The organism is Jeotgalibaca sp. MA1X17-3, assembly GCF_021513155.1.
Classification (GTDB): Bacteria; Bacillota; Bacilli; order Lactobacillales; family Aerococcaceae; genus Jeotgalibaca.
On record NZ_CP090983.1, the window covers coordinates 1525824 to 1545943 of the forward strand.

Annotated in this window: 19 protein-coding genes and 1 pseudogene; 5 read left to right on the top strand and 15 right to left on the bottom strand. The window is 35.5% G+C overall.

Annotated features, from left to right (window positions below):
* Window positions 1-115: 115 nt before the first annotated feature.
* The 6 genes and pseudogenes from LZ578_RS07590 to LZ578_RS07615 all read right to left on the bottom strand — a co-directional run bounded on the left by LZ578_RS07590 (window position 116) and on the right by LZ578_RS07615 (window position 8069).
* Complete coding sequence (locus LZ578_RS07590) at window positions 116-1075, bottom strand: ABC transporter permease (protein ID WP_235144583.1); 960 nt, start codon at window positions 1073-1075, stop codon at window positions 116-118.
* Window positions 1076-2149 (bottom strand): ABC transporter permease, encoded by a 1074-nt coding sequence (locus tag LZ578_RS07595; protein WP_311198569.1) that lies wholly within the window; start codon window positions 2147-2149, stop codon window positions 1076-1078.
* Window positions 2142-3715, bottom strand: a pseudogene (locus tag LZ578_RS07600) (ABC transporter ATP-binding protein). The gene LZ578_RS07595 and the pseudogene LZ578_RS07600 overlap by 8 nt, the downstream one beginning before the upstream one ends.
* Before the next feature lie 189 nt (window positions 3716-3904).
* Window positions 3905-5011 (bottom strand): BMP family protein, encoded by a 1107-nt coding sequence (locus LZ578_RS07605; RefSeq protein WP_235144584.1) that lies wholly within the window; start codon window positions 5009-5011, stop codon window positions 3905-3907.
* Between the two features lie 160 nt (window positions 5012-5171).
* Window positions 5172-7631, bottom strand: a complete 2460-nt coding sequence (locus LZ578_RS07610) for a DNA translocase FtsK (protein ID WP_235144585.1) — start codon at window positions 7629-7631, stop codon at window positions 5172-5174.
* Window positions 7632-7778: 147 nt separating this feature from the next.
* Complete coding sequence (locus LZ578_RS07615; protein WP_235144586.1) at window positions 7779-8069, bottom strand: DUF1033 family protein; 291 nt, start codon at window positions 8067-8069, stop codon at window positions 7779-7781.
* 137 nt (window positions 8070-8206) lie between these two features.
* Between LZ578_RS07615 and LZ578_RS07620 the strand changes: the two genes are divergently transcribed.
* Together LZ578_RS07620 and yidC are read left to right on the top strand one after the other, a co-directional pair.
* A complete protein-coding gene (locus tag LZ578_RS07620) occupies window positions 8207-8485 on the top strand; it encodes an acylphosphatase (RefSeq protein WP_235144587.1) in 279 nt (92 codons plus the stop codon).
* Window positions 8486-8544: 59 nt separating this feature from the next.
* Complete coding sequence (yidC, locus tag LZ578_RS07625; RefSeq protein WP_235144588.1) at window positions 8545-9477, top strand: membrane protein insertase YidC; 933 nt, start codon at window positions 8545-8547, stop codon at window positions 9475-9477.
* Window positions 9478-9528: 51 nt separating this feature from the next.
* On the opposite strand, the gene LZ578_RS07630 is transcribed toward yidC, so the two are convergent.
* From LZ578_RS07630 to gndA, 3 genes are all read right to left on the bottom strand, one after another.
* Window positions 9529-11013: a HAMP domain-containing histidine kinase gene (locus LZ578_RS07630; RefSeq protein WP_235144589.1), complete on the bottom strand. Its 1485-nt coding sequence runs from the start codon at window positions 11011-11013 to the stop codon at window positions 9529-9531.
* A 10-nt stretch (window positions 11014-11023) separates the two neighbouring features.
* Window positions 11024-11737: a response regulator transcription factor gene (locus LZ578_RS07635; RefSeq protein WP_235144590.1), complete on the bottom strand. Its 714-nt coding sequence runs from the start codon at window positions 11735-11737 to the stop codon at window positions 11024-11026.
* 269 nt (window positions 11738-12006) lie between these two features.
* Window positions 12007-13440, bottom strand: coding sequence for an NADP-dependent phosphogluconate dehydrogenase (gndA, locus tag LZ578_RS07640; protein ID WP_235144591.1), 1434 nt, complete (start codon window positions 13438-13440; stop codon window positions 12007-12009).
* 207 nt (window positions 13441-13647) lie between these two features.
* Between gndA and LZ578_RS07645 the strand changes: the two genes are divergently transcribed.
* Entirely contained in the window at window positions 13648-13779 is a 132-nt protein-coding gene (locus LZ578_RS07645; RefSeq protein ID WP_235144592.1) for a DUF4044 domain-containing protein, read from the top strand.
* 69 nt (window positions 13780-13848) lie between these two features.
* On the opposite strand, the gene LZ578_RS07650 is transcribed toward LZ578_RS07645, so the two are convergent.
* From LZ578_RS07650 to rpmG, 5 genes are all read right to left on the bottom strand, one after another.
* Window positions 13849-14244 carry a rhodanese-like domain-containing protein gene (locus LZ578_RS07650; RefSeq protein WP_235144593.1) on the bottom strand — a complete coding sequence of 132 codons (396 nt, stop codon included), beginning with the start codon at window positions 14242-14244 and terminating at the stop codon, window positions 13849-13851.
* 143 nt (window positions 14245-14387) lie between these two features.
* Window positions 14388-15362 (bottom strand): ROK family glucokinase, encoded by a 975-nt coding sequence (locus LZ578_RS07655; protein ID WP_235144594.1) that lies wholly within the window; start codon window positions 15360-15362, stop codon window positions 14388-14390.
* Between the two features lie 33 nt (window positions 15363-15395).
* The gene (locus LZ578_RS07660; protein WP_235144595.1) at window positions 15396-16091 is read right to left on the bottom strand and encodes a rhomboid family intramembrane serine protease; all 696 of its coding nucleotides are present in this window, start codon (window positions 16089-16091) and stop codon (window positions 15396-15398) included.
* Window positions 16092-16128: 37 nt separating this feature from the next.
* Window positions 16129-16677, bottom strand: coding sequence for a 5-formyltetrahydrofolate cyclo-ligase (locus tag LZ578_RS07665; protein WP_235144596.1), 549 nt, complete (start codon window positions 16675-16677; stop codon window positions 16129-16131).
* A gap of 64 nt (window positions 16678-16741) precedes the next feature.
* Entirely contained in the window at window positions 16742-16891 is a 150-nt protein-coding gene (gene rpmG / locus LZ578_RS07670; protein WP_235144597.1) for a 50S ribosomal protein L33, read from the bottom strand.
* Window positions 16892-17110: 219 nt separating this feature from the next.
* On the opposite strand from rpmG, the gene LZ578_RS07675 reads away from it, so the two are divergent.
* Together LZ578_RS07675 and LZ578_RS07680 are read left to right on the top strand one after the other, a co-directional pair.
* The gene (locus LZ578_RS07675; RefSeq protein WP_235144598.1) at window positions 17111-17470 is read left to right on the top strand and encodes a helix-turn-helix domain-containing protein; all 360 of its coding nucleotides are present in this window, start codon (window positions 17111-17113) and stop codon (window positions 17468-17470) included.
* A 34-nt stretch (window positions 17471-17504) separates the two neighbouring features.
* The gene (locus LZ578_RS07680; RefSeq protein WP_235144599.1) at window positions 17505-17966 is read left to right on the top strand and encodes a hypothetical protein; all 462 of its coding nucleotides are present in this window, start codon (window positions 17505-17507) and stop codon (window positions 17964-17966) included.
* Between the two features lie 63 nt (window positions 17967-18029).
* On the opposite strand, the gene LZ578_RS07685 is transcribed toward LZ578_RS07680, so the two are convergent.
* Window positions 18030-20066: a penicillin-binding protein 2 gene (locus tag LZ578_RS07685; protein ID WP_235144600.1), complete on the bottom strand. Its 2037-nt coding sequence runs from the start codon at window positions 20064-20066 to the stop codon at window positions 18030-18032.
* Window positions 20067-20120: the final 54 nt, after the last annotated feature.

Genomic DNA, 20120 nt, shown 5'->3' on the forward strand with positions numbered 1-20120 from the left:
TCTAATTGCTTCGTCTTTCAGTACATAAAAACTATACTCTACTCTCTTAATTTTTACAAACCTAAAAAACACACCCAGCCATTTTAATAGGCAAGGTGTGTTGTTGATTACTTTTTTATTTGGTCTTAATATAAGTAGTTCCATTCGCTGCTGGAGCTTTTGATTTCCCAATAAATCCAACAAGCACAATAATGGTGAGTACATATGGCAAAATATTTAAATACACAGTAGGAATATCTTGAATAACTGGAATATAGCTTCCTATTACACCTAGACTTTGAGCAAAACCAAAGAATAAGGCTGCCCCCATTACTGTGATTGGATTCCACTTCCCAAAAATCATTGCCGCCATAGCAATAAACCCTTGACCAGCGATAGTAGAACCAGAGAAGTTTAGAGAAATTGATTGAGATAAGACTGCTCCCCCGATTCCTCCAAGAAACCCAGAAATCATAACTCCAGAATAACGCATTAGATAAACATTAATTCCTAAGGTGTCTGCTGCTTGTGGATGTTCTCCAACCGAACGCAGACGTAACCCAAAAGTAGTCTTAAAAATAATAAAGTAACAAAGGATAGCTAGAAGGATTCCTACATAAGCTGGAATCGTAATATTAGTAAAGAAAATCTTACCTATTACTGGAATATCTTTCAAAAAAGGAATACTTTCCTTTCCAAAGTTTTTTACGATAAAGTCTGATTGCCCTCTACCATCGTATAATACTTTAGTTAAGAAAATAGCCAATGCGGGTGCCAACATATTTAACACTGTACCAGAAACAATATGATTCGCACGTAAGTTTATAGTAGCTACCGCATGAATAATAGAGAACGCTACTCCAATTATTCCACCGACTAATAAGCCAATCCAAGGAGTAGCATCTCCAAACTGAGAACCTAACGACAGATTAAAGACGATGGAAGAAAAAGCCCCCATAACCATAATCCCTTCTAGTCCCACGTTTACAATTCCACTTCGTTCTGAAAAAGTTCCTCCCAGAGCGGTAAAGATCAGAGGAGCTGAATAAATAAGTGTATTGGAAACAACAATCGTTAGAAGTGTAATAATATCCATTTACAGCACCTCTTCCTTCGCGGATTTATTCATTTTAGCAAAAACTAAACGGATAATATAATTTGCTCCTACAAAAAAGATAATGGAAGCAATCACAATATCTACAATTTCATTGGGAGCCCCCGAAATAAGTGGCATACTTGTTCCACCTGTTTTTAAGACACTAAACAAAAAGGCAGAGAATAAAATACCAATCGGGCTACTCGATCCAAGTAAAGCAACACCTAAACCATCAAAACCAATGGTCGGTACAACTCCTTGTACAAAAATATTTTGAAAGTTTCCTAATCCTTCCATTGTCCCACCCAAACCAGCTAATGCTCCACTTACAAGCATAGCCAAAATAATATTCTTTTTAGCGTTCATTCCAGCATAATCTGCTGCACTTGAGTTTAGACCAACCGCACGAAATTCAAATCCATACGTTGTTTTATTCAGCAAAAACCAAACAACGACTACCATAATTATAGAAATGAAAATTCCACCATGAAGGGTTGAATTATTCGTGATGCTCGATAAGAAAGGAATACGTAAACTTGCATTTATAGGAATTCTCGGAGTTGCATCACTTCCGTTTGTTAGTACATCTCGAATAAAATAGTTGGTTATATAAAAAGCAATGTGATTCAACATAATCGTTACAATCACTTCACTTGTATTGAAATAAGCTCGTAGATATCCAGCTATTCCAGCCCAAACTGCTCCGGCAGTCATCCCTGCTAAGATAGATAATGGCAAAAGAATAACTTTAGGTAAACTTGGGAATGCATTTGCTACGATAACAGAAAGAAGCCATCCCATTAATACTTGTCCTGCTACTCCAATGTTAAAGAATCCAGCAACGTTTGCTACCGCAAATCCTAAAGCAATTACAACTAAAGGAGCCATCAATCGAAGTGTTTGTCCTATATAAAAAGGTGTAAAAAGAGATCCTTTTATCATAGCAGTATACCCTTTAACCGGATCATATCCGAATACAAACATGATGATAGCGCCAATCAAAATCCCTAATAACACGGATAATAATGGAACAGCAATATTTTGAAAACGGGTGCGATTATACCATTTAGTCACGTTTTTCTCCCCCATTCGCTCCAACCGCTCTTAACTCTTCACGAGCTTTATCTAAAGGGGTACCGGTCATTAACAAACCAAGTTCTTGTTCAGAAGTTTCTTTTTGTGTTACTTCTGCTACAACATTTCCCTCATACATAACGAGAATACGGTCTGATACATTTAATATTTCTTCTAATTCAAAACTCATTAATAAAACAGCATTCCCTTGGTCTCTGTGCTCAATCAAGCGTTTATGGATAAACTCTATTGCGCCTACGTCCAAACCTCGTGTAGGCTGAGCAGCAATTAATAATGAGGGATTACGGTCTAGTTCACGAGCAATAATTGCTTTTTGTTGGTTTCCTCCCGATAAAGATCCAGCAGTAGATTGTTCGCTTTGTGTACGGACATCAAACTCTTGAATCAACCGAATGGCATATTCATCTATTTCTTTTTCATCTAAAATATGATTACGACTAAAAGGTTTTTTATAATAGCTTTGTAAAGAAATATTCTCAGATAAAGTCATCGGTAAAATCAACCCAAAACGCTGACGGTCTTCAGGGATATGTCCCATACCTGATTCAGTGATTGTTCGAGGAGGTAATCCAGTAATATCTTTCCCAGAAAGAGTAATTGTTCCACTTTCACTTTTTCGTAATCCAGTAATCGCTTGAATTAATTCTGATTGACCATTTCCGTCTATCCCAGCAATTCCAACAATTTCACCTGCATGAACAGTCATGTTTAATCCTCGAACAGCCTCTAGTCCACGACTCTCTTTTACAACGAGATTAGACACTTCAAGAATCGGTTCTGCTGGGGTGGATGGTTTTTTTGTTGTTTTGAAAAGAACAGATCTTCCTACCATCATGTCAGCCATTTGTTGTTTTGACGTATCAGCAACATCTACAGTTCCAATGCTTTTTCCTTTTCGAATAACTGTGCAGCGATCAGCTACTTGCTTAATCTCATCCAATTTATGTGTAATTAAGATAATCGATTTTCCTTCTTTGATGAGCCCTTTCATAATAACCATTAATTCATCAATCTCTTGAGGGGTCAATACTGCCGTTGGCTCATCAAAAATAAGAATATCAGCTCCACGATACAACGTTTTTAATATTTCTACACGTTGTTCCATTCCAACAGTGATATCTTCTACTTTTGCAGAAGGATCTACATATAATTGGTATTGATCCGATAGATCTTTAATTTGTTTTTGAGCTTTTTTTGATTCAGCATCCCATATTTACTTGTTTCATTACCCAAAATGATATTCTCTGTAACAGTAAAATCTTTTACTAGCATAAAATGTTGATGAACCATGCCGATACCTAGAGTATTTGCAACGCTTGCTGAAGAAATGCTTACTTCCTTGCCATTAACTTTTATAATTCCCTCCGTTGGTTGTAAAAGTCCTGATAAAATATTCATTAATGTTGATTTTCCAGCACCATTCTCACCAAGAAGTGCATGAATTTCGCCTTTTTTTACTTGTAAATTAATATCATCATTGGCTTTAAAATTTCCAAACGCTTTGGTGACACCAAGCATTTCAATGACATTACTTCCTTCAGTCATGCTTCTTCCTCCTTTTACATATTTTTTGAGAAGATTATCTTAATTATACTGTAAAGTACGATATACGACTAGCTATTATTAAAAAAAGACTTTCAAAAAAGATTCTATTAAATAAACCATAAAAAAGCAGCTTAATCACTTTACGAAAGTAGATTAAGCTGCCAGTGACTAACTTCCAGTCAAGCGAAATTATTCTTTTTCAGGAGTTTCACTTACAACGATATCTCCATTGATGATTTGTTCTTCTGCTTCACGAACAGCTTTTAAAGCTTCAGCTTCTAATAGTCCATCTGTTAAGCTCACACCACCATCTTTCAAAGAAAGACGTAATACTTCACCCGCTGGAAATTCACCCTTCATTGCTAAGTTAGCAATATCATGTGCAGCAGTTCCTACTCCTTTAAGAGTTGAAGTTAATGTTAATTCACGAATAGATCCATCTTTTAACTCAACTTTTCCTTCTTCCGTTTGGTCACGGTCTACACCGATTACCCAAATTTCTTTTTCAGAATCAGAAGTCACAACATCACGTGCTTCAGAGAATACTCCGTTACCAGAATCTCCTGCTGCTTGATAAATGATGTCGATCCCACTTGAATACATACCGTTAGCGATTGTTTTTGCTTTAGAAGCATCTCCAAAACTACCAACATATTCTACTTTAAGATCAATATCTGGATTAACAGACATTACGCCTTCCACAAAACCTGCTTCAAAACGATCAATAACAGCTCCTTCTGCTCCACCTACAAATCCAATTTTGTTTGTTTTAGTAGTATGAGCTGCTGCTACACCAGCTAAGAATGCTGCTTCATTATCTGCGAACAAAACAGAAACAGTATTTTCTCCTTCGATTACATCATCAATGATAGCAAAGTGAGAATCTGGATTATTTGTTGCTGCGTCTTGCATTGCTGATTGTAGTTTATAACCAATCCCAAATACTACATCGAAATTATTATTGATACCTGTATTGATGTTGGTAACAAACTCAGAATCATCGTTGGATTGAATATAGTTAAATCCTTCGAGTCCTTCTTCTTTGTTATTTTCACTTCCCCATTCTTTAAGTCCTTCCCAAGCACTCTGGTTAAATGACTTATCATCTACCCCACCAATGTCGGTAACCATAACTACTGAGAAATCATCACCGGTTGCTACTTCTTCACTACTAGTAACGTCTGATGGCTGACTTCCGCTATCAGTATCTGCAGTATCTGCTCCGCCACACGCCGCTAATAACAGACTTGCTCCTAAACTCAATGTCAAAAATGGTGCAAATTTTTGCTTTTTCACATTAAACCCTCCATTTGAGTTTTACAACTCATCGTTTGCAAGTACAAGCCTCGCTTAAAAAAAGAATATCACATTTCTTTCGAATAAGGAATGTTTACAGACAAATTTTCATTCGTTTTTCATTTTATGAGTGAAACATCTGAATTGTAACCCTTTCCTTTTAAGGACTATCTTCTAATTCCGTACTTTGTGGGTAAATTTCATCACTGATATTCACTTTTCGCGGTTTACTACCGTCGGGTGGACCTACAATTCCTCTTGCTTCCATATCGTCTATCATTCGTGCTGCACGATTATAACCAATACGGAATCTTCTTTGTAGTTTTGAGATACTCGCTGTATCATCATTTCGGATAAATTCTATGGCATCATGGAATAGTTCATCTTCCGGTTCTTCTTTAATCGGTGCCGTACTATCTAATTGCATCATTTCTTCTGAATAATTAGCTTCCTGTTGATCTTTTACAAAAGAAACAACACGTTCTACTTCAGCATCTGATATAAAGGCTCCTTGAATTCGAATCGGCTTATTTTCTCCCATTGGACGGAATAACATATCACCACGTCCTAATAGTTTTTCAGCCCCACCTCCATCAATAATGGTTCGAGAATCAGTTGAACTAGAAACGGCAAACGCAACACGTGAAGGAACATTTGCTTTAATGATTCCTGTAATAACATCCACACTTGGTCTTTGAGTGGCTAAGATCATATGTATTCCAGCTGCACGCGCCATTTGAGCTAAACGAGTAATGGCATCTTCCACTTCATTGCTAGCAACCATCATCAAATCAGCTAATTCATCTACAATCACTACAATGTAAGGTAGTCGTGGATTATCTTCTCCTTTTTCAAGGTTGTGTTCCGTGATGAGATCATTGTAGCCATCAATATTCCTCATACCCGTTCCCGCAAATAATTCATATCTTCTTTCCATCTCAGCTACTACCTTGTGTAATGCCTGTGCTGCTTTTCTAGGATTGGTCACTACTGGAGTAAGTAGATGGGGAATGCCATTGTATACATTTAATTCTACTTTTTTAGGATCAATCATCATCATTTTTACTTCGTTCGGTTTTGCCTTCATCAAAATACTTGTGATGATTCCATTGATACAAACTGACTTACCACTTCCAGTTGCACCGGCTATAAGTAAGTGAGGCATCTTCGTTAAATCAGCCGTTTGAACAATCCCTGAAATATCTCTTCCTAAAGGAACTTCAAGAAGTTTTTCTGTATATTTTTGACCTTCCATAACATTTCGAAAGGACACAGTACTAACCTCACTATTAGGAACTTCAATTCCAATAAAGGATTTCCCAGGAATTGGTGCTTCCAGACGAATATCTTTCGCAGCGAGTGCTAGAGCAATATCATCTGCAAGACTCACAATTTTACTGACTTTTACACCTACAGCAGGTTGAATCTCATATTTCGTAACCGCTGGACCCAAGTTTGCTTTTCGGACTTTCGCATCCACTCCAAAGCTTTTAAATGTTTCTTCTAATTTTTTAACATTTTTTTCAATAATGCCATATTCTTGAGATTGGTCGGTTGGTTTTACGTCATTTAAAAGATGATTTTCCGGTAAAATATAATCTCGATTTTCCGTTTCTTCTTTTATTTCAAATTCAAGGTCCGTTTCATTTTCTTCCCCTCCCTGTTCGTCTCCTGTTTTTTGTCTAGAAGCGATCGTTGGATCAGAAGGAGGTACTTTTTCAAAAAGCTTTTCCTCATTTTCTTGCTGTCTTTGATAACTATCAATGGTCAATTGAACTGATGCAGGAATGTCAGATCCGTCTGTAGACTGCTGATTTTCTCCTGCTTCGTTTGTCTCTGCACCTTTTGTTATTTTATTTCTTGCTTTTGACAACCAATTATCCTCTTGTACAGAATCTTCTCCAGATTCTTCAATAGAGGAGGGAGTTGTTGTTTTATTTTGGTTGGTTTTATTTATAAAACGTTCTTTTAAACTTGTCCATTGTCGTGAAAGCCTATTTGAAATCCATCCATATCCTATTTTCAAAAGGTTCCCTACTTGGAACAAAACTTTTCGTACCATTTGCATAACATCGTGGGTACTCATTCCTAATATCGTACAGATTCCTAAAAAGATTAGGAGTCCAATAATCACAAAAGTTCCCCATTGTGCCACCAGAAAATGAGTCGTCATGTATAAGATGGCACCAATCATTCCTCCGCCCATGGTTCCAGTAATCGTGCTGGCTCGTGTATCAGATAAAAATCGCACCAGTGTAACTTGAAAAACGGAACCTCCTGCAGAAGCGATGGTCTGAAAAGAAGCAGCATGCAAATAAAGCATAGATGCTAACAATAGCAAGATGCCAGAAAGAATGTACTTCTTCCGCAATCGTGGCTCGTTCCCCATAATCAATAAATATAATCCATATATTCCAAATAATCCCAAAGGAACTATAAATATTTCACCAAAAAAGAAACGGAAAAAATTAGCAGTTAAAATGCCAGCAAAGCCTAATTGACTTATCCCTAAAACTGCTGCAAATAAATATAGAATTCCAGTTAGTTCATGAGAGATACGATTTGTTTTTTTGTTTTTCGAAGTAGATTTCCGACTTTTTTTCGGAGATTGTTTCGCCATGTTCTTCACTCCTTCCCTCTTTACAACGATTAATATTTTTACTGAACATACATATTAAAAATATCCTCTGTTGTCTATTATACAACATATTGTAACAAAAAAGATAATCAACAAAAAATCCCTTACAGAGATTTATGTAAGGGAAGTTTATGAAATACGCTGTCCATCTTTTAAAAGCATGACACCATGATAAATTTGAATGTCATCATCACAAGATTCACAGAAAACTTTTTCTTCATCACACCAAAAAGCGGTCAAAAAAGATTTCTTTGTTTTTTGATAGGGATACGTATTAGAATGTTTAAAAAATTCACTATTATATTCTTCAATAGCTTCTTCAAGATTTTTAAACGTTTTTTCTTCTATAATTAATGTTTTCCAATCATCAAAAAACCACCAAGGTTCATACTCGCCTTCAGTCAAATAAACCTGATACATATTAAAACCTCTTTTCATTTTTAGGGGTGACTCAAAATAGTTGTTTCATTGACTATAGCAACTGTATTCAGTACACTAAAAATATATCAGAATAGATGATTGAATGGAAATATTTGGTACTAAAAAGGAGGTTTATTATGATAAAGAATGCTTTACTTTTAGTAGAAGGACGCGTACAAGGGGTCGGATTTCGCTATACAACTAAACAAATTGCAGATGAAATAGGAATTAAAGGAACAGTTCGTAATAATGAGGACGGAACAGTTTCTATTGAAGCGGTTGGCGAAGCAAAACAGCTAGAAAACTTCATTGAAAAAATCAAAAATAATCCCACTCCTTTTTCGAAAGTCGATCATGTTTCAATCGAAGAAAAAGAATCTATTGAAAATTTCATAAGTTTCCATATTACCAATTGAAATAGATGCTTTACTCCTGTATAGTTATCAACGAATGAATAAAGTAAAGGAATGTTGATATGAAGCTAAAGAAAAAGTTAATGTTCTCAGCTGAAATGCTTGCTCTCCTGACATTTTTATCAGGTTGTATGAAGTATGATGAAAACCGCAATCCGACAGGTTTCATTTATGAAAACCTAGTTGTACCAACCAGTAAGTTTATTATCTGGATGGCAGAGTTATTTGATGGGAATTATGGCTTAGCCATTATCGTAATTACCATCATTGTTCGAATTATTATCATGCCTCTTAATTTTAGTCAGATTAAGAAATCCATGATTCAGCAAGAAAAAATGCGTTATATCAAGCCTGACTTAGATGATATTCAGCGGCGTCAGAAACAGGCGGTTACTCCTGAAGAGAAGCAAACCGTTTCTCAAGAGATGATGTCTCTATATAAAGATAACAATATTAGCATGACGGGTGGAGTTGGTTGTTTACCCATTCTAATCCAAATGCCCATTTTCACTGCAATGTATCAGGCCGTTAACTTAACGCCAGAGATTGCAGCAAGTACATTTTTAGGAATTAATTTAGGAGATTCAAGTGCCCTCCTTGCGATTTTAGCTGGACTAGCTTATGTTGTCCAAGGTTACGTTTCAATGATTGGTGTTCCGGAAGAATCAAAAAAACAAATGAAATCAATGATGATGTTGAATCCAGTAATGATTCTATTCTTCTCATGGTCTTCCCCTGCTGGACTAGCTCTTTATTGGCTAGCTGGTGGAATTTTTGCTGCAGCTCAGACGTTTACACAAAATAAACTGATTAAGCCAAAAGTTCAAGCTCAGGTTGAAGAAGAAATAAAGAAAAATCCGATTAAAAAACCAATGAAACAAGCAAAACCTGTTTCAGAAAAACCAAAAGAAAAACCTGTCAAAACCTTATCAGCTTCACAAAGATATGCTGATAAAGCTTCAGGTAGAAATGCTGGCAAACAAAAACGCAAGTAACTTTCACAATAAAAAAGACCTTTCCCAACAAATAAATTGGGAAAGGTCTTTTTATTTTTCTTCCGTCATTTCCTTTTCAATATAGGGAAGTTGGATTCGGAAAATAGTTCCATGCCCTAACACACTTTCCACAGAAATATCTCCTTTGTATCCTTCTAACAATTCTTTGGCAATCGCCAAACCAAGTCCATGTCCACCACTTTCTCGTGTTCTGGCCTTGTCTATGCGATAGAAACGATTAAATATTTTTTGCTGATCTTTTTGGGACATTCCTTCACCAAAATCTTGTATGGCAATTTGTACCTTAGAAAGAGTTTCAGATAAAGAAATATGAATTTCTTTTCGATCTAAAGAATATTTCACTGCATTATCCAATAAAATCACTAAAACTTGCTCTAAATGATTGCGATATACATTTACATATCTTTCTTCATCGATATCTTGATCTAGATAAATATGAAATTCAGGATAAAGCATTTCAAAGTTGTGGAAAATTTGCGTTACGACACTAATAATAGGTGTTTCTTCATTTTGGTAATGAATCTGAACTTGTTCTGCTCTAGATAAATCTAACATTTCTTGTACTAATGTTTTCATTCTTGTAATTTCATTTAAAGAGGCGGCCAGAGATTCATCCAGTACTTGTGGATCATCTTTTCCCCAACGATTCAATAACTTTAAGTGCCCTTCTACAATCGCTGTGGGTGTTCGAAGTTCATGAGAAACATCTTCCACAAATTGTTTTTGTTGGGTTACATAATGAGCCATTTTATCCATCAAGTTATTAATTTGTATAGATAAATCAGTTAGTTCATCTGTATTCCGTCCTTCTTTAATTTTAATCCTAGTTTGGGAAAGAGTGTCTTCTGTAATTTCATTCATCGTATCCGCCATATGCTTAATTGGCTTAAAGAATAAAAGTGCACTTCCATAGCCAAAGATAACAGAAAGAACGACTCCTACTAATTGTAAGAGAAAGAAATATTTATTATTATAGGCAATGATTTCATGGTATTCGGTCAGACGGAAAGTAACTTGCACATATCCCAACAATAATGACCTAGTTTCACCTAAAATGGTACTGCCACCGATAAACGCATCACGATTATTTATTTGTTGTGTTTGAAAATAGTACCCTGAAGTTTTTTGGAAGGTCGTATTGCTTTTTTGGGATTCATATAGAAGATCCCCTTCCACGTCAAAGACACGGAGCGTGATTCCCTTACTCTTCAAGTCTTCTAGGTAAGGAATATTATCTACTTTCTTTAATCCTTTTGTTGTTGTAGAAACAGAGATTTTATCAATCAAACTTTCCACATTGCTTTTTGTTAATCGAGTATCCACCTGTCTAAAGGTCTCAATAACAGATTGAAGCATTTCTTTTGCGTTTTCTTCTTCTTTTTGATATAAATTTTGATGAATCTCACTCATTAAAATGGCAGAAGAAAAAAGAAAAAAAAGGAAAAAAGTAATCGTTAAACGAAACCCCCACTTCCAACGAATGGATTGGGGATTTCCTTTTCTTTTATTTGCCATAAAATCAATCCTATCCAACATTTTGGGAACGCATCACATAACCAGTTCCACGAACAGTTTGAATATAACTATCTTTTCCAGTTACATCTATCTTATTTCTTAAGTAACGGATATATACATCCACTACGTTTGTTTCAACTTCTGATTTATAGCCCCAAACTTTGTTTAAAAGAACTTCTCTTGATAAAACAACGTTAATATTTTCCATTAAGATTAATAGAAGTTCATATTCACGTTTAGTCAATTCAATTTGTTCGTCTCCTCTACGTACCACTCTGTTTTCTTTTTCAATTACTAGGTCGCGGTAAGTAACGGTTGTTTGTTTTACTTTACGTTGTTCTTCTTCAATTTCAATACGACGCAGTAATGCCCGGATACGTGCCAATAATTCTTCAATTGCAAAAGGTTTTACAATATAATCATCTGCTCCATGATCTAATCCTGAAACTCTATCGATGACAGAATCACGAGCAGTCATAATGATGATAGGAGTATTTTTCATTGGGCGGAGACGACGACACACTTCAATTCCATTTAATTCTGGAAGCATCAAATCTAATAGGATTAAATCCCAATCTGAATTTAAGGCTGCTTCCAAACCAGTGCGACCGTTATAACAAATCTCAGTCTCATATCCTTCATGCTTTAATTCCAATTCAATAAAACGAGAAAGGTTTTTTTCGTCTTCAATAATCAATATACGTTGGTTTTCTATTTTTTCCATAAGTTTCTCCCTTTTTCTGTCCATTATCCAGCTATTTTGAGTTGCCATTATTCTCTCATCTTATTTTAGCATATTTATAATGAAAAGCGCATCTGATTCTGTAAATAAATAGGAAAACAACTTAATAGCGGTATTCTTTTTCTATTATATGAATCTATCATGCTTTTAATATCAAAGAAAAACCCCCTCCCATTAAGGACTTCCTACTCACGTAAACATGCTTAGAAGTTTTTAAAGGTGGGGGAAATTCTATTCAATTCAATCGTTTGTTAGTCTTCTTTTGTTTCTACTCCCTCTTCCCATTCAAAATGGTACGAGCCAGTTTTATCAGTACGCTCATATGTATGTGCTCCAAAGAAGTCACGTTGAGCTTGGATAATGTTTGCTGGTAATGTTTCTGCACGATAAGAATCAAAGTATGCAATAGCAGAAGAGAATGTTGGTACTGGAACTCCTGCTAGTACTGCTGTTGAGACAACTTTACGAACGGATTGATTGTATTCTTTAGTAATGGCAACAAAATAATCATCTAATAAAAGATTTGCTAATTCTGGTTTTTTATCATAAGCATCTGTTATATTTTGTAAGAAGGCTGCTCGGATGATACATCCCGCACGCCAAATTTTTGCAATTTCACCATACTGAAGATCCCATTCATTTTCTTCACTTGCAAAACGTAATTGGGAGAACCCTTGTGCGTAGCTCATAATTTTACTGAAATACAAAGCTTTACGAATATTTTCTAAAAATTCAGCTCGATCTACTTCAGGTAACTCACCTTCTACTTTTGGAAGGATTTTACTTGCTTCTACACGTTCTGTTTTTAAAGCAGAAATAAATCGTGCAAAAACTGATTCTGTGATTAACGGTAGCGGAACACCTAAGTCCAAAGCACTTTGGGACGTCCATTTACCCGTTCCTTTATTTCCAGCACGGTCTAGAATAATATCTACCATTGGTTTTCCAGTTTCTGGATCATATTTAGTAAGAATGTCTGCTGTAATCTCAATGAGGAAACTATCTAATTCGCCTTCATTCCACTCTTTAAATACACCAGCAATTTCTTCCACACTCATGTTTAAGAAGTTTCTCATTAAATCGTAGGACTCTGCAATCAATTGCATATCGCCATACTCAATTCCATTATGTACCATCTTCACATAATGACCTGCACCATCGCTACCCATATAAGTAACACATGGTTCGCCATCTTCAGCTTTTGCTGCAATTTCTTTCAAAATAGGAGCTACTAAATCGTATGCTTCTTTTTGTCCACCCGGCATAATAGAAGGACCCTTCAATGCGCCCTCTTCTCCGCCAGAAACACCTGTACCTATAAAGTTGATTCCTGAATTTTCTAATTCTTTTGTTCGACGAATTGTTTCTTTATAGAACGTATTTCCTCCATCAATCAGTACATCGCCTTTATCAAGGTGTGGAAGTAAAGATTGAATCGTTTTATCAGTTGCGTCCCCTGCTTTAACCATTAACAAAATTCTTCTTGGTTTTTCTAAGGAATTTACAAACTCCTCTATAGTAAATGTAGCAACTAAATTTTTATCAGGATTTTCTTCTACTACTGCTTCAGTTTTTGAACCTGTTCGATTATAGATGGAAACCGTATAACCTCTGCTTTCAATATTAAGTGCAAGGTTTTTACCCATTACGGCCATTCCAACAACTCCGATTTGTTGTTTAGACATATTTAATACTCCCTTCATAATAAACACATTCTCTCATAAGGTTAATCCTAACAAAAAAGCTTCTAAATAGGAAGCATCTCGTACTATTTTTGCCGCATAATCTAGTAAAAACTTTCTGATTTTATACGACTTAAAATATATTCATTTTACTTCTAGTCAAATTTATTGTAAACTTATCCATGAAATCTAATAAAGGTGGTAAAATTTGTGAGCAAAAACAAAAAATCAACTACATCCAAATTTAATAAAATGTCAAAAGTCGTTATTTGGATCATGCTATTCGCCATGGTCGGTAGTGGCGTTCTTACTGCTCTTTACTCTTTATTTATTAATAAGTAAGGATCACCATATAAAAATTCTATTGTAATTCTTAAAAAAAACTGCCCTTTTTTTAGGCAGTTTTTTTTATTATGAACCTTTTTTTATTTTTCCATCCCAATTATCGTAGCCGCCCTTAAGAATGTAAATTTGCGTATATCCATTCTTTTTTAAATGAGCAGCAGCTCGTCCACTAAGAGATGTTCTTTGGTCATAAAGATAAACAGGCTGATCTTTACGAATTTCTGGAAAACGTTCTTTGAACGCTGTAAAAGCAATGTTTCTAGCTCCTAAAATATGACCTGCTTCGAATCTCGGTCTCTCACGTACATCAATAACTTGTACTTTCCGAATATCTTTGCGGAATTCTTCAGAAGTAAGAAATGTTGCGGCATTTCTTCTTTGAAAATAACGAAAAAGTTGATAAATACCAATCCCAGCTATTATTACCCACAATAAAATTGTGATGATTTGAAGAGCGTTCATATTTAAACATTCATCCTTTCTACTTCTACCATCTATATTACACAATTTCCTCAATCTTTTCTACTACTTTTAAGAAATATAAAGTCAGAATGGCAAAAAAGAGGTAAGAACAATCACTAGATCGCTCTCACCCTTTTCTACTTTTATGCGGAATGTGTTTGGTTTTGTTTTACTAAATATCCTGCACCGATCACACCTGCATCATTTCCTAGTTCTGCACGACGAATTTTTGTTGTCTTTCGTACATTTGGAAAAGAATGTTCCTCAAAATAATGGCGTACTTGTTCTATTAAAAATTCACCCGCATTTGATACGCCGCCTCCAATAACAATGTATTGAGGATTCAGCATATTTCCAATATGGCTACAAGCAAGCCCCAAGAAATAAGCAAAGCGATCTACTACCATCTTTGCAAATTCATCTTCTTCTTTGGCTTGATCAAAAACAACTTTTGCACTAATTTGTCTTCCATCATCAATCATATTTTTTAAAGTAGAATCTCCAGCAAATTCATCTGAGTGTTTTCGCGCTAAATTAAGGATTCCTGTAGCACTTGCTACTGTTTCCAAACAGCCTCTTTTACCGCAAGAACATTCAAATCCGCCTGGATCGATTGTGATATGTCCAATCTCTCCACCTGAGTCAGCAACACCATGAACCAAACCTCCATTAGCAATGATTCCACCACCAACTCCTGTACCTAGTGTAATAAACACAACGTCTTTATTATCAGCACCGGCACCTTTCCACTTTTCACCTAATGCTGCTACATTTGCATCATTATCAATAAAAAAAGGAATCTGCAAAGCGTTCTCAATCGTTTTCTTTACTTCTTGTTTCTTTTTCCAGTTCAGATTGAATGCTCCGGTAACGGTACCTTTTATTCGATCAACTGCACCTGGAGAACCCATTCCAATCCCTACAAAATCAGTAGCATCCATTTGATACAAATCCAAATGATGATGAACAGATTCAATAATATCGGGCACAATTTGTTTCCCACCATCTAGAGTGTTTGTCTCAATACTCCATTTTTGTTGAACTTCTCCTTCTTCTGTCAAAATTGCGAGCTTAACAGAAGTCCCACCTAAGTCAATTCCTAAAATTTTCTTTGACAAATAGAACGCCTCCAAAATAAAATGTTGTTTGTATTAGTATAGCAAACGTAAGCGTGTATAGCCTATAAAAATTAAAAGAATAATGATTCCTACATAAGCTGCTCCCGCACCTATCCTTTTTTTATTTAATGGTCCAGCATAACGTGGAACGGATATAAATAGTGCGGAGAGTGCACCACCTATAGCCCCACCTAAATGACCCCAATTATCAATAGAAGACGAGGTAAGTCCCGTAATGAAATTTAATACGATTAAAATCGTAAATCCTTGTGCCATATGACGAATCGCATAATTATCTGGATACATTCTTCCTAATACAATCGCTGCTGCAAAAAGACCAAATAACGAAGTACTTGCTCCTGCAGAAAGAGAATTTGAAAAAGCAAAGCTCATCACATTCCCCATGATCCCGCCTAAAAGATAGATGATTAGAAAACGAAAGCTTCCATAAATCCTTTCAATTTCTGCTCCTAGAAAATACAAAGTAATACTATTCATTAGAATATGTGTGAATCCTATATGTAAGAACATAGGAGTAATAAATCTCCAATATTGACCTGCTACAATGGCAGGATTAAATTTTGCTCCAAAAAAGATCAAGGTGTACGAATTTGTACTTCCACCGGAAAAAGTCATCAAAATAAAAACAATAATTTGAATGGCCAAAAGAAGATACGTCATGTTTGGGTTTTTACTGGAAAATTTACTTCTTACATTTAATTGTTTCATAGAAGCACCTCCAAATTTTAATGATTTTCACAAATGGTTATTCAAAAGCTATCAGTAGTTTTTGTACAGGAATATCAAATGATTCTGTTAAGGAACTCGTTTCTTGTTCTAATTGGAAAGGATACAAGATAGAAATAGTTTTACCCGTGTAAGAAGCTAAATAACGATCATAGTATCCGCCACCAAATCCAACCCGATATCCCTTGTCAGAATAAGCAAGTCCAGGTACGATAATTAAATCGATTCGTTCTTTTTTTATCTCATCTTCACGATTTTCTGGTTCCCATAATCCAAAACGACTCTGTTTTATTTTTGTTTGAGGACTATACACATAGAAAGATAATTTTCGGTTCTTCCCACTATAGGGAATGACTAACTGTTTTCCATCATCCCAAGCTGCTTGAACAAGCAACTCTGTGTCTACTTCAGGAAAGCGAGATAACGTAACTGCAATCGTCTGTGCTTGCTTCCATTCATTGGTTTCTTTTAATTGTTTTAACAAGCTTTTATTAAAGTTTTCCCTAGTTTCTATCGGAAGCTCTTTTAACTGTTTGAGAATAATAGCTCGTAATTCTTTTTTATCCAAGTAAGGATTCCTCCTTCATTATAGGGGTTTTGAGATAAAAAAAAACAACAGGAAGGACCTGTTGTTATTTTACTTCACGGTGTAAAGTGACACGTCTTTCACGTGGACAATATTTTTTCTCTTCCAAACGATCTGGATTATTGCGTTTGTTTTTCTGAGTCAGATAATTACGCTCTTTACATTCTGTGCATTCTAAAGTAATGTTTACTCGCATTATTTATACCTCCAAACATAAAAAAATTGAAGATTAACTTCCATCTTCTGCATTTTGAATTGTATCATTAATAAGGATGATAATCCAGCTTTAATTTACAACTGTTTCTAGTATACACGCTTTTAGAGAGAAAAAAAGAGAAAAGTTGCTGTTGCACAAATTTTGTCAATTCATTAGAATGTAGAGAGACAGAAAAAGAAAGGAATTGAGGTGAATAAAATGGAATTATGGATGATTGTAATCATTCTTTTAGCGATTGCCATTATACTCTTGTTTATATCTTTCTTCTCAAAAAATAAAGATAGTGCAATGACTGCCGAAATAACAGATTTTACGCTCCAAATGACGAAAGACCTACGTTCCTTGAAAAAAAGAGTTGTTGAATTAGAAGAGGCTTCTGGAATTACGGTTCCTCAAGAAGAAGTCACGGGGCCTAAGAAAATAAATGAATTAACAAAGCAACAAACGATTAGACTTTATGAACAGGGAAATACTTTTGATGAAATTGCAGAAAAACTAGAAATACCTGAAACAACCGTACAATTGATTGTCGATAATCATTTAGAAAATTTACAATAAACAATCCCCCCATCTGTTTTAGAAAGGAGAAGCAATGAATAAAGATAAACTGCGTTTCCTAGCCCTTGGATTTTTCGTAGCTGCGCTCATTTTGGCTAGTTTCCAATTCATACAAGGTTCGTTATTTGTTACAGAGTCTGACAAAGTCGACTACAAGCAAAAATATGAATCTCTTTCTACTGAAAATGAACAATTACAACAAGATGTTAAGACCCTTGAATCTAATTCCGTACAATCTACTGAAAGTACTGATTCTGAAGATCCTTCAGAATCAACCAATGGTACATCAGAATCGATTATTTTCATTATAAAAGAAGGAGAACCTTCTTCGGTTGTTCTAGAAAACCTCATACAAGAAGGACTGATTACCGATTATGAACTGGCTCAAACCTACTTAATCGAGAACCAAAAACTCACAAGTATTCAATACGGATCCTATACTCTTTCCAAAGATATGGGTTATCAAAAAGTACTCGATATTATTACGGCTCATTAACTAATTCTATTTATTTTTATAGTAAAAAAACTTCCTAATTTTTTAGGAAGTCTTTTTTTGTACTTATTTATTTTCAAAATAAACATCAATTACTTCTTTTGTAATTCGAGTTGCAGGTGCGTTGTTTTCTTTTAAATAAGGAATAATTACAGCTACCGCAATTTCTGGATCGTCAAATGGTGCATATCCTACAAAAGCAGAGTTAGTTGTAGTTTGATTTTTAAGTTCGGGTACTTCTCCTTGATACACGGATTCTCCTGTTCCTGTTTTACCGGCAATCCCAATACTGTCATTTACACCAAAAACACTAGTAGAAAAAGCAGTTGGGCTATGAGTAACTTGCCACATGCCTTGTTGTACTCTCTTAATAGCCTCTTGTGAGACATTCAATTGATTCATGACCTTTGGATCTATTGTTGATTCAATAGCCCCGAGAGACCCATTTTCATCGGTTCCACGAATCTCTTTCACGAGCCGTGGAGCATACCTTGTTCCATTATTTGCAATGGTTGCTATATATTGGGCAAGTTGTATAGGCGTATAATTATCAAATTGACCATACGCTTCATCTAAAACTACACCTGCTTCAGGAGGAACTCCTAAATATCCTTGCGACTCACTAGGTAAATCAATTCCCGTTTTTACACCTAAACCAAATTGAGAATAATAGGAACGTAACTTAGCCAATGTTTCATCTTTATCAATCATGATAGGCCCTTTATATTCGTATGTATTTTGTCCCCCCATCAACATAGCAATCTTTACCATATAGATATTGGAAGATTTTTCCAAGGCGATAATATCGTTGACAGGAATTTGATTATTTGTAACTTGATTGAATAAAGAAGATTTTTCCTCCGTACCTTGAAAAGTCAAAGGTTCATCAATCAAGGTGTTGTCTGTCAGAGTAATAACTCCATCCATGTAACCCGCAAGGACCGTTGCCCCTTTTATGGTCGACCCCATAATAAAGTTTTCATTTAGTACGCCATGGACACTATCGACTACTTCTCCTGTTTTATAATCAATCTTTTTACCAGTCATCCCTAAAACATCACCATTTTTAGGGTTAAGAGTTACAATATAGATTCGGTCATTCCATTCATCTTCTTCACTAGTTAAAAAATCAGTAGCAATTTGCTCTATTTTTTGCTGATAAGGAATATCAACGGTCAAAATTAAGTTGTCGCCTTTCTTTCCCTCGTATGTTTGGGAAGTAGCCACTGTTTCACCATTCTGATTTGTCGTCATTTCATATTGAGCTTTTGTGCCACGTAGAACTGTTTCGTATTGTTGTTCTAAATAGGCATTTCCTACGCGATCGTTCCGTGCGTATCCTTTAGCTAGATAGGAAGCTATCTCCCCACTTGGTAATCCTGATTTTTCAGATGTCACTCCACCTAAAATCGTACTTAATAGATCACCATATGGATAAATACGTTGCCAATCTTTCGAAACTTCTACACCGTTTAATTTAGAAAGGTTTTCACTAACAATCGCAAGTTCAGATTCACTTACCTCTATATTTTTTATATTGATCGTCGTTAAGGCAGCTGCACCATTCATACTTTTAAAGATAGCAGCTGCTTGTTTTTCAGCATCAGTTAAATCAATATCCTCATCTGTAATTTTCTCGAGTTCAACCGTATATAATTCAGAACCGGGAAGTAATTTCTCTTCATCCGATAGTCGTTCGCGTAATGCTTCTAAATGAGTAGCCGCCCAAAAATCTTTTAAATCTCTTTCTGTTAGACTACTCGTACTCACTTTAATCATACTTGATAAGGTCTCAGCAGTCTTTGCCATTGTTTCAGCAGAGTCATTCGCTCCTCTAGTATATGTAATAGAGTGTTGGGCTTGATTTCCTACCAGTATATTTCCATTCCGGTCATAGATAAGGCCACGTGGAACGGTTTGTGATACAGCCGTTGTCTCCGTTCTTCTAACAATTGCTTCAAATTCTTCTCCGCGAATGATTTGCAAGTAACCTAACCGGGCAACAATAGTTGAAAAGAGTAAAAAAACAATAAAAAATAATAGATTCAGACGGAAAGGGATGTGAGAATTATTTTTTCTACTTTGTTGTTTAAAATTTCCCAATGTCTACACTCCTATGTTATAAAATTCAATACCTCATTATATCAAAATAAGATT